Origin of the sequence: Paenibacillus chartarius (genome assembly GCF_042432825.1) — a bacterium.
GTDB classification, from domain to species: domain Bacteria; phylum Bacillota; class Bacilli; order Paenibacillales; family NBRC-103111; genus Gordoniibacillus; species Gordoniibacillus chartarius.
Genome location: NZ_JBHLWN010000080.1, coordinates 18419 through 28430, shown reverse-complemented (window position 1 = coordinate 28430; position 10012 = coordinate 18419). Strand labels below are relative to the sequence as shown.

The 10012-nt window shown below is 45.2% G+C and carries 12 protein-coding genes; 2 read left to right on the top strand and 10 right to left on the bottom strand.

Annotated features, from left to right (window positions below; all coding sequences use genetic code 11):
• The first annotated feature begins 380 nt into the window (after positions 1–380).
• The gene (locus ACFFK0_RS21965; RefSeq protein ID WP_127607660.1) at positions 381–1595 is read left to right on the top strand and encodes an IS256 family transposase; all 1215 of its coding nucleotides are present in this window, start codon (positions 381–383) and stop codon (positions 1593–1595) included.
• A 260-nt stretch (positions 1596–1855) separates the two neighbouring features.
• On the opposite strand, the gene ACFFK0_RS21960 is transcribed toward ACFFK0_RS21965, so the two are convergent.
• The 8 genes from ACFFK0_RS21960 to ACFFK0_RS21925 all read right to left on the bottom strand — a co-directional run bounded on the left by ACFFK0_RS21960 (position 1856) and on the right by ACFFK0_RS21925 (position 7199).
• Positions 1856–2287 (bottom strand): hypothetical protein, encoded by a 432-nt coding sequence (locus ACFFK0_RS21960; protein WP_377472505.1) that lies wholly within the window; start codon positions 2285–2287, stop codon positions 1856–1858.
• 454 nt (positions 2288–2741) lie between these two features.
• Complete coding sequence (locus ACFFK0_RS21955; protein WP_244932940.1) at positions 2742–2882, bottom strand: hypothetical protein; 141 nt, start codon at positions 2880–2882, stop codon at positions 2742–2744.
• Entirely contained in the window at positions 2833–3807 is a 975-nt protein-coding gene (locus ACFFK0_RS21950) for a hypothetical protein (protein ID WP_062494055.1), read from the bottom strand. Before ACFFK0_RS21950 ends, ACFFK0_RS21955 begins: the two co-directional genes overlap by 50 nt.
• Positions 3808–3855: 48 nt before the next feature.
• Complete coding sequence (locus ACFFK0_RS21945; protein ID WP_019007645.1) at positions 3856–4368, bottom strand: TlpA family protein disulfide reductase; 513 nt, start codon at positions 4366–4368, stop codon at positions 3856–3858.
• Positions 4369–4385: 17 nt separating this feature from the next.
• Positions 4386–5126 (bottom strand): urease accessory protein UreH domain-containing protein, encoded by a 741-nt coding sequence (locus tag ACFFK0_RS21940; protein WP_019007644.1) that lies wholly within the window; start codon positions 5124–5126, stop codon positions 4386–4388.
• 12 nt (positions 5127–5138) lie between these two features.
• Positions 5139–5852, bottom strand: a complete 714-nt coding sequence (locus tag ACFFK0_RS21935) for a cytochrome c biogenesis CcdA family protein (protein WP_026298444.1) — start codon at positions 5850–5852, stop codon at positions 5139–5141.
• A gap of 58 nt (positions 5853–5910) precedes the next feature.
• Positions 5911–6771: a M56 family metallopeptidase gene (locus ACFFK0_RS21930; RefSeq protein ID WP_019007642.1), complete on the bottom strand. Its 861-nt coding sequence runs from the start codon at positions 6769–6771 to the stop codon at positions 5911–5913.
• The gene (locus ACFFK0_RS21925; RefSeq protein ID WP_019007641.1) at positions 6768–7199 is read right to left on the bottom strand and encodes a BlaI/MecI/CopY family transcriptional regulator; all 432 of its coding nucleotides are present in this window, start codon (positions 7197–7199) and stop codon (positions 6768–6770) included. Before ACFFK0_RS21925 ends, ACFFK0_RS21930 begins: the two co-directional genes overlap by 4 nt.
• Before the next feature lie 159 nt (positions 7200–7358).
• Between ACFFK0_RS21925 and ACFFK0_RS21920 the strand changes: the two genes are divergently transcribed.
• Positions 7359–8993: a multicopper oxidase family protein gene (locus ACFFK0_RS21920; RefSeq protein ID WP_062494059.1), complete on the top strand. Its 1635-nt coding sequence runs from the start codon at positions 7359–7361 to the stop codon at positions 8991–8993.
• A gap of 148 nt (positions 8994–9141) precedes the next feature.
• Here the strand turns inward: ACFFK0_RS21920 and ACFFK0_RS21915 are convergent, their stop codons facing one another.
• Both ACFFK0_RS21915 and ACFFK0_RS21910 read right to left on the bottom strand, forming a co-directional pair.
• Positions 9142–9396: an SHOCT domain-containing protein gene (locus ACFFK0_RS21915; RefSeq protein WP_062494061.1), complete on the bottom strand. Its 255-nt coding sequence runs from the start codon at positions 9394–9396 to the stop codon at positions 9142–9144.
• A 74-nt stretch (positions 9397–9470) separates the two neighbouring features.
• Complete coding sequence (locus ACFFK0_RS21910; RefSeq protein ID WP_082655296.1) at positions 9471–9935, bottom strand: putative iron-sulfur cluster-binding metallochaperone; 465 nt, start codon at positions 9933–9935, stop codon at positions 9471–9473.
• Between the last annotated feature and the right edge of the window lie 77 nt (positions 9936–10012).

The following is a 10012-nucleotide window of genomic DNA, read 5'->3' as shown; positions in this document are numbered from 1 at the left end:
ATAAATTCGACAAACCCGTGATAAAGGCCTGCTTTACGCGGACTTTTTCACCGGACTTCTAGATCCTATAGGATCATCAACAAAACAAGGAAGATATGATAGTTTGGGCTGAAACATGGTCTGATGAACAGATTAATAAAGTTAGAAGAGAAGAAAATAAACGTAGAGCGAAAGATAATAAAGGTATCGCAAATTTTCTTAAAAGGTTATTTAAATAGTCTTCAGATTTAGTCAAGTCTTAGAATCCTTTTGAATTTTTATAATCTTTCCGACTGTTCTGAGTTTTTCCTTCGGTCAGGGACTGTAAAATATTTTGTGTAAACTCTCAAACCTAAATCTATTACAATGGAGATTAACGAAAGGTTGAGGGAGAACACATCATGAAATTACTACCAAAAGATCAACTGCGCCAATTCATCAAAGACAATAACTTGAAAACCGTCGAAGACGTACAGAAAACGTTGAAGGAACTCTTTGCGGAGACACTTCAGGAAATGTTGGAAGCCGAACTGGAAACGGAACTCGGCTACGCCAAGCATGATATAAAGAATAAGGAGACTCGCAATAGCCGCAACGGACATAGCAAGAAAACAGTAACGTCGGAGTATGGTGAGGTCGAAATTGAAGTCCCACGTGATCGACTCGGCGAATTTGAACCGATGGTTGTCAAGAAGCATCAGACACAGGTCACCGGCATCGAGGATCAGATCATATCCATGTACTCCAAAGGAATGAGCACAAGAGATATCCAGGATCATCTAAACCAGTTGTACGGCATCGACGTCTCCCCAACACTCATTTCCAATGTAACGGCTAAAATTATGCCGCTTATCAAAGAATGGCAGAATCGCCCTTTACAAAATGTCTATTCCGTCGTCTTCATGGACGCCATTCACTTCAAAGTGAAGCAGGACGGGCAAATTATCAACAAAGCCGCTTACATGGTCGTAGGCATTGATTTAGAGGGTTACAAGGATGTACTAGGCATTTGGATTGGCGAGAACGAGTCCGCGAAGTTCTGGCTGAGTGTTCTAACCGATCTGAGGAATCGCGGCGTCCAAGACATTCTCATCATCTGCGTCGATAATCTGAAAGGATTTAGCGATGCCATTGCCGCATGCTACCCGCAGACAGAGATTCAGAAGTGTATCATCCATCAAATCCGCAATTCAATCAAATACGTATCCTACAAAGATTTGAAGAAGGTTACTGCCGCGCTACGCCCGATTTATACCGCTCCAACGGAGGAAGCTGCTTTGCAGGAATTGGAACAATTTGAGGCGGTTTGGGGCAAGCAATATCCACTGATCATACGTTCATGGCGAAACAATTGGGATGAACTCGCAACGTTTTTTAAATACTCGCCAGAACTGCGTAAATTAATCTACACGACGAATATGATTGAAAGCTACCACCGCCAGCTTCGTAAAGTCACAAAAGGAAAAAGTATTTTTCCGAACGATGAATCGCTGCTCAAGATGCTGTATCTTGCGACAATGGACGTTCTTCGCAAGTGGACAGGTCGTGTTCAAAACTGGGGACAAATCTTGCTGCAACTCACGGTGCACTTCCCTGACCGCGTACATGTCCGCTAAAGGACTTTACATGGAGAGGCGGGCATGATAGGCTGGTTAGCCACGCGATACCGACTTTCCAGTATCGCCCAATCGCGAAAAGTCATGCCCGCTGGAGGCTCCATGTCAAGTCCGGCACCAAACTTTGGCATAACCGAGTTTACACAAAATTCTTGACAGACTCTTCGGTCACAAACAATCATTACTCCCTATAGTTCAACAAAAAGGGGCCCATTCGGCCCGAGTTCAGTCTTCATTTTTCAGTTTCAAGCTTTATAAAGCTAACACCAATCCGCCGCGGACTCATTCTCCACTCCCTCAAACCAGTAGTGAGCATCTTCACATCCCAACGAATCGTATATTTTATCCAGAACTTCAATTCGCCTGCGATAAAACGTCCGGGGCGACCAGCTGAGTTCCGCCATGATCGAAGGGTTCAAAACTTCCTCAAAATATTTGAGCCTGACGAACTCCTTTTCCTCGGCACGCAACCCGGAGTAGGCAATATCGATGAGCTTCACCCGCAGTTCCAATCGCGGAAGCTCCTTTTCCCTGATCTGGAACCGACGTATGATCTCATTCGGTATGCTTTCATTGGGCTGCCCTTTTCCGTAAATCGGCACAAGGTCCAATCGCTGAGTCAGTCCTGGAATATGCTCGAGTTGAGCCTTCAGCGTTTCGATTCGCGTTTTCCAGGACGGATATTTCGTCAACCATCTTTCCACTTTTCCGTATGGCGTCCGCTTTTTCTTCCTATCATCCTTTTTCCCGTTTTGGTCATCTTTCACCTGTCATCCATCCTTTATCTTCTTTTTGACAACAGGCTCACCGGTGAGTGCCTTTGCAATTACATTGTACTTCCCGCCTCATAATGGGATAAGTTGGAACTTTTTATAGAACCTTTTTCCGCGAAGGTTCTATTTCATATAGAACTTTTTTAAATCCAATAAAAAAGGCTCAACTCTCCATAACGGGAAAGTCGAGCGCTTTTTCATTATTTACTTTCGACCAGATTCTCTTAACCCCCATGGAGTAAATCGTTGATGCCATGTATTTTCATCAAACGATTCCTTCTGGCTATCGCCCCATCCATAACGGGATCGAGAATTCGTTCATTGTGACATGAATCCCGATACAAAAGGAGGGATCACGTCCCCCCTGAAACCATTAATAACTTTGTTTGTTTTTGAGTTCGTTCAATTGACGACTCAGTTCCGCATTCTGTTTTCTTAGTGCGTCCATCTCAGCGTTTCCATGCTCACTCCGGTTTCCTTTGTTCCCGTGCATTCCCTTCATCATGATCAGCATCATGAGGGGACAAGCGAGTGCCAGCAACCAAGCCCAGTCCATTTGACCACCTCCTCCCGGACGAATTGTTTTGAAGCAGTCTCCTTTCTTCTTCGCGCGATTTCTCAGGTCCGATCGGGTCAGAAGCAACATTTCGCGTATCAGAAGGTAATATCCCTGCGGCATCATTCTGCTTCTCCTCCCTTTCCTCTTTTTTCACTTGCGTCGCTTGTCGGCTTTCCTTTCTTAAGAAGACGGATAATCCAACTCCCAACAACATCATCAAAAGATATACGGTTTGTTCCCCTGAGAAACTGAAAATAAACTCTGTTTTTGTATCAAAGAACGTCACCACCATCAATCCCATACCGTAATACGTCAGTGTGTTTAACAGCCACTTTCCCGTGCCCATGAGAAGAGCATTCCGCCATAACCATAGCAACATTGGCAAGGTGATGATCAAGCGATATATATTGACGGGATGGTACTTAAACTCAGGATTTTCAATCGAAATCCCCCATGGAAGCGAAGTGGGCATTCCATACTGCCAGCTGAGCAGGTTGTGTACCAAAACCGCGACAACACCCCCAACTGATAACATATCCCCAACCAACCGCCATGGCACGCCGATTTTCCTCCAACTTCGGTACAAATACAATGCAGCAACGGCAAGCCCAAACCACCATCCGATATCGGTTCCGGGTACCGTCAGCCATAATAACGGGTGCTCCCGTAAGAGAGACGGTGAAAGTAAGATCGGACTCATTTTCCAAACGAAAAATATGATAAGCAGAGCGTTCACCAAAGGTTCGAGAAAGGGTCGATCATGTATATCGGACCGCTTCCATTTCCATTGCATGGCGGCATATCCTGCGAATCCGGAAACCGCCAGCACGACCCAATCCATCCTGATCATAAAAGGACCCAACTGCAAGATGTCCGGCAACGTATCTCCCTCCACACTTTTTTTGTCGATGAGTTCGGTAAGCAAACCTTATGGCAACAGTTTTTTGAATTTAGCTTCCATCGACTGTGGGTCAACAAGTCCGATCACTTGATCGACAATCACACCATCCCCACCCACAAAAAACGTCGTCGGGATCGGCTGAATGCCGTATTTTTGCGAAACTTCTCCTTTATCGTCCAGCAGGACGGGAAACGAAAAACCGTATTCATCTGCGAAAGCCCTGGCTCCTTCAACCGAATCGCTGGCAGTCACATTAATCGCATAAATTTCGATCTTTCCTCTATATTTTTCATAAAGCCGTACCAATTCCGGAGCTTCGATCCGGCACGGCCCGCACCAGGATGCCCAGAAATTCAGAACGACAGGCTTGCCGTCCAATTTTTTCAGCGTATACGTTTGACCATCCAGAGCCGGCAATGCAAACTGCGGCGCTCTATACCCTTTTTTAGGCAGCTCCTCGCGATTGGCAGGCGAAGTTTGAAAGAGGGCAACAATTGCAAGAACGATAATGGCTGCAAGCACCAACCATTGCTTTTTCATGACCCTCCCTCCATTCTTCAGAATGTCCAATACGTCCATGTGTCGCTTACGCCTAAAATGACAAACAATACACCGGCTATTTTTTGAATCCGAATCCCCCAACGTTTGGCCCGTTTCACCATGATACGATCAAAGCCGAAACCTACGGTGAGCGCGGCAAGTAGCAGGAACGGCATGGCTGTCCCTATCGCAAAAACGGGGGGTAAAATACCGCCATATGAAGTTTGCATAGCGAGAGGCATGAGTGAACCGAAGAACAAGACGAACATGGTCGGACAAAAGCCGACCGAAAATGCAATCCCCATCAAAAATGCACCGCCTTTACCCCCTACCCGATCGGCAATGTTTCGCATAAACGAGGAAAAACGAGCACCCAACTGAAAAGGAAGTCGCACCCGCCCAAGCAAAAATAAGCCGATGACGACCAGCAATGGTCCTAACAGTTTCCTCGCAGATGCGAATAGCGGAATAAAGTCGCGGGAAATTTGCTGTCCGAAAAACCAGAACAATACGCCAAATAAGCTGAATAGCACGATTTTCCCTAAAAGATACATAACCGTTTCCGACCAGGAAAGCTTGGCTTGTGCCTGACGGTTGCCAAAATACACGATCGCGGCGACATTCGCCGAGATCTGGCAGGGCGCCACTGAACCGACAAATCCAAGAAACAGCGCGGCCAAAAAAGCAATATTCGAATGTGCTGCACCTAAGAACGGTTCGCTTAAGAAGGAACTGATTTTGCTGAAAAACGAATACATTCTCATTCCCCCTTAGAATCCGGTAAATCCACCGTAAAGCTTGATCAGATAGATCGTAATTTGCGTCATTTTATCCGTATACAGCAAAATCCCCGTCAATATCATCAAAGCTCCGCCGGCTTTCATGAATCCGTTCGAATATTTCAATATCCAACGCAGCTTTCCGATAAAAAAGGCCATAGCAAAAAATGGAAGAGAGAATCCGACGGTATAGGCAAAAGTATATACCACCGCCTGGCCGGGATTGCTTACTCCTAACGCCAGAACGGCAGCCAAAATGGGTCCGACACATGGCGTCCATCCAGCCGCATAAGTGACGCCCACCAAGATGGAACCCAAATATCCAAACGGTTTCCGTTTCCATTCAAACCGCGCATTTTTGAGCAATAATTTAGGTTTAAACACACCGAGCATGATCAGTCCCATGACAACGACCATAATGGCCCCCAATTGCCGGATCACATCCCGATTGCCGGAAAACAAATTCCCTACGAAGCTGGCCGATAGTCCCAAGGCGAAAAAGATGATCGAAAATCCGATGATAAAGAACAAGGTGTGCAAAAATGCCTGCTTTTGAAGCAGCCCTTTGCCCTCCTGCAAATCTTTAACCGAAACCCCCGTGATATATGATAAATACGAAGGGTAAAGGGGAAGACAACAAGGTGAAATGAATGATAAAAAGCCTGCACCGAACGCGATCCATACCGTTAAATCAGCAGCATTCATAGCAACCCTCTCATTTATACTACGAATTGTAGTGTTTTTGTTTAAGAAAAAGGCGGGCTTATGAACACCCGCCAAACAGTAGACTGCTCATCAAAAATAACGTCAAAGAAGATAAAAACAATGGTCGGTATAGTGTCAGCGGGACTTCAACTGTTTTTTGCGGTTCCAATAGCTGCTGAATCCGATAATTGATCGCGGTATTCGCAAAATAGACACCCGCCGCGCGGTATTGAACCATTTTTGTGTGATTCGCCAATGTCAACAGTACGTTACCGAGGTCAATCTCGGTTCCCATTTGTTTCACCGCGAAACGGTCAGCCAGCAGTTCTTTCCATGTCTGATAATATTGGGCGGTCGATTTCACGATGGGTAAGTACCCAAATGCATCGACCATTAACGTCGAAAGGAAGAACTTCAGATTGTCGCGGTTACGGCAATGGTACCACTCGTGCAGCAGAATGGCCCGAACTTCGCGTTCATCAAACAAGTCGAACAGCGCCGAGGATACAATGATTTTCGGTTTCCACACTCCCAGAGCGAGAGCGAGAAAAGCATGATCCTCAATAACGATAAACTCGGTATTCCAATGACGATATTTCTTATTCAACCGCTTTGTTAATTTTTGATGTTGTGCCTCGCGAAATCTGCACAGCCATTTACGGGTTAAAACCCACTGCTTTCCGATGCGCCAAGCTATTTTGCCCACAGTGTAGACGATAACCAAGTTGAATACCAGCTTCACCCAAACATGTCCTGACGATTTTTCGCCGATTGCGGTTACGCAGTATTGAATAATATTCCATCGAAGCGGTATGTTCCAGATTTGATGGGCTACATACATCCCCATTTGCAATAGCATAAGGAACCCGAACAGAAGCATCACGGCGTAAACCCACTTGACTTTCGTTTCGGGTTTCATGACTGTTTCCTGCTTTTCATTTCGTTTATTTTCCGTTCAAGCTTGGAAATCAGTTCCGGATCGACATCGTCCAAGGCATCGATCATATGATTGACAACAAGTCCTCCGAATTCCTCAATAAGTCCGTGAGTGACGGCTTTTGTTTGTTCCGCGAGAAATTGTTCTTTGGACAGTACAGCTTCAAAAGATGTAACCCGATTTCTTCCTTTGCCGGTCGTTGTTCTCTTCAGAAGCCCCTTTTCCTGCAAGCGGCTCATGACGGTCATTACAGCATTGAAAGAGATGGGATTTTCCTGGTTTAAAATGGATTGCATTTCCTTGATCGTAATACTTTCAGAAGCCCAAACGATCTCCATAATACGCGCTTCAAGCGGTCCGAAAAAATGATTCAACCCGGATTCATGCATATTGAATTTTTTAATTTTCATTTTCTTCACACCCTTACACTACAAATTGTAGTATACAAAAATTGTCGCTGTCAACATAACGAAACTTTCTTGTCCGTGCTCACAAGTTCTACACATTTTTGCTTTATGATCGAAATGAAGAGACCACAGTACAAAATAAAAAAAGAATGGGGGATAACCATGAAAACCGGTTGGAAATTGAAAAGCGCAGCTGTTGTTGGCGCCATTGCCGTTTTATTGACGGGATGCTTCAACTCCAGCGGTGGTTCGATGGGCGGCATGGATCATTCAAAAATGAACATGGATGATAAATCGGCGGCCCAACAACCAACGAATACGAATACTAGCACCACAGTGAAAGTCGCAACGTTAACCGGTAAAGAGTTTACACTTACAGCAAAAACGAGCAATCAAGAACTTGCACCGGGAATAACGCTGCCGGTCTGGACGTTCAACAATTCCGTTCCTGGTCCGGAGCTTCGTGTAAAACAAGGGGAAACCGTGAAAATCAACCTTAAAAATGAATTGCCTGAACCGGTGACTATTCATTGGCACGGGGTTCCGGTTCCGAATGCGATGGACGGTATTCCGGGCGTTACACAAAACGCGGTTCAACCCGGACAATCGTTCACTTATACATTTAAAGCGGACGTACCTGGAACATACTGGTATCATTCCCACCAAGACAGCGTAAACCAGCTAGACCGAGGATTGTACGGTTCGTTTATCGTGGAACCGAAAGATGGAACCAAAGTAGACCGCGACTATACGCTCGTCCTGGATGAATGGATGAGTACCGGCATGAGCATGTCTGATATGAATATGTCCGGCGGCAACATGTCTAAAATGGATATGTCCAACATGGACCACAGCAAAATGAATATGGGGAATTCGAATAACAAAGGCAGCAATTCGATGGATCATAGTCAAATGAATATGGGACATGATATGAGCATGTACGATTTGTTCACGGTTAACGGCAAATCCGGATCGCTCGTGGACAAACTGCCCGTAAAACAAGGGGAAAAAGTACGAATACGGCTCATTAATGCCGGTTACCTGTCTCATCAAATCCACCTTCACGGACATGAGTTTAAAATTACTGCATCGGATGGCCAGCCGATTCACAATCCGGGTATACTCAAAGATAGTGTCGTCACGATTGCACCAGGGGAACGTTACGATATTGAATTTGAAGCCAACAATCCCGGTCAGTGGCTGATTGAAGATCATGGCGAAAACAAGGCCGTTGCAGGGATGAAAGCCGTAATCGCTTATGAAGGGGTTGCCGCAGGTTCGGATAAACCGAACGACAAAGAAAAACTACCGGTTGTCGATCTAACCCGTTATGGTCAAGCCGGAAAAATGAACTTTACCCTTGATCAGAAGTACACGATGGAATACACGATGAATCTGAATACGGAAATGAAAAATGGCGATATGGTTTATACCATCAACGGAAAAACATTCCCGGAAACCGAACCGATTAAAGTCAAAAAAGGTGATACAGTCAAAGTTCGTCTCGTGAACAACTCCAAGACCGACGACCATCCGATGCACCTGCACGGCCACTTCTTCCAGGTGCTAAGCAAAAACGGCAAACCTTTGGAGGGTTCGCCAGTCATTAAAGATACGTTGAATCTGAAACCGGGTGAAGAATACGTCGTAGCGTTTGAAGCAGACAATGAAGGCAACTGGATGTTCCACTGCCACGACCTGCATCATGCATCGGCCGGCATGGTGACAGAATTGAAGTATACGGACTATAAAACCGACTTTGTTCCAGATCCGAAAGCCGGTAACAAGCCTGAATAATATTCAAATTGTTCTTACTTGATCCCCCTGGGAACGGACGCTCATCCGTTCCCTTTTTGCATGTTCAGTATCGGTTGCATAAGAAATTGAGGCCTATTCCTACTTTCTGATGAGAAACCCCTTTCCCGTAGTTCTGCATATTCTTCTATTATCTTTCCTTGTCGGAGTTTTCTAATAATTTACGTTTATGGTCGAACTCTTCATCACTGAGTTCACCTTTGGCATAACGTTCTTTTAATATCATGAGGGGATAATCTTCCACCTTGCTTTTCCTCATTAACAAGCGGACAACCACGTAAACAGATACGCCAACAGCTAAGATCAACAAAAGTAATCCGAGCACCATCATCATACACATCATGCCCATCATGGAACCATCCATCATCGTTGATCCGTCCATCATGATACATACCTCCCATCATTAGGATTATCATTTTGTGCACCGAGCATTCCTTTAACTTGCCTCGACCTTCTTTGTTAAGCCTTTTCGATCTTCCCCAACCATTGATTTACAATTTCGGTGACGTTACCTAAGCAACAACTGCCTTGCGGATTATTAACCTCACAGCCACAGCGGTTAGCTTGGACGTGCCCGCGAATTTGATCAATGGGATTGACATTTTGCTGAGATGCCTTGAAAAGCTTTTCTCTCGTCCACCCGAAACAGTAACAAACTAAAACATTGGGCGCTTCATCCTTCTGAAACACTGGAACTTTTAGATCCCCTTTGTCAAAAAATGAACCCTCTGTAAAATACACAACAGAACACGAGGAATTGGGGCAAAAGGCAAATGACGCTTCCGGATCGAGTCTTTCCAAAGCAGATGGAATAAGCAAAGCTTTCAGCGTGATAAGCTGCACACTTTTTCTCTTGAAGTTACAAATAGGACATCGCATAACGCTCCGTTGAGAAGCCGCTGAACTTTTACAACAATCGTTCATTCAGATGCACTTCCTTTATTCGAAAAGCGTTTCCGCTTTTTGTAATAGATCCAAACCGCTGCCGCGGCGACCAATGC

Excerpts from the sequence above, each read along its gene's own strand:
- ACFFK0_RS21920 (WP_062494059.1), top strand. The coding sequence starts at position 7,359 with ATGAAAACCGGTTGGAAATTGAAAAGCGCAGCTGTTGTTGGCGCCATT.
- ACFFK0_RS21945 (WP_019007645.1), bottom strand. The coding sequence starts at position 4,368 with ATGAAAAAGCAATGGTTGGTGCTTGCAGCCATTATCGTTCTTGCAATT.
- ACFFK0_RS21930 (WP_019007642.1), bottom strand. The coding sequence starts at position 6,771 with ATGAAACCCGAAACGAAAGTCAAGTGGGTTTACGCCGTGATGCTTCTG.
- ACFFK0_RS21940 (WP_019007644.1), bottom strand. The coding sequence starts at position 5,126 with ATGTATTCGTTTTTCAGCAAAATCAGTTCCTTCTTAAGCGAACCGTTC.
- ACFFK0_RS21915 (WP_062494061.1), bottom strand. The coding sequence starts at position 9,396 with ATGATGGACGGATCAACGATGATGGATGGTTCCATGATGGGCATGATG.
- ACFFK0_RS21910 (WP_082655296.1), bottom strand. The coding sequence starts at position 9,935 with ATGAACGATTGTTGTAAAAGTTCAGCGGCTTCTCAACGGAGCGTTATG.
- ACFFK0_RS21925 (WP_019007641.1), bottom strand. The coding sequence starts at position 7,199 with ATGAAAATTAAAAAATTCAATATGCATGAATCCGGGTTGAATCATTTT.
- ACFFK0_RS21955 (WP_244932940.1), bottom strand. The coding sequence starts at position 2,882 with ATGCTGATCATGATGAAGGGAATGCACGGGAACAAAGGAAACCGGAGT.
- ACFFK0_RS21935 (WP_026298444.1), bottom strand. The coding sequence starts at position 5,852 with ATGAATGCTGCTGATTTAACGGTATGGATCGCGTTCGGTGCAGGCTTT.
- ACFFK0_RS21965 (WP_127607660.1), top strand. The coding sequence starts at position 381 with ATGAAATTACTACCAAAAGATCAACTGCGCCAATTCATCAAAGACAAT.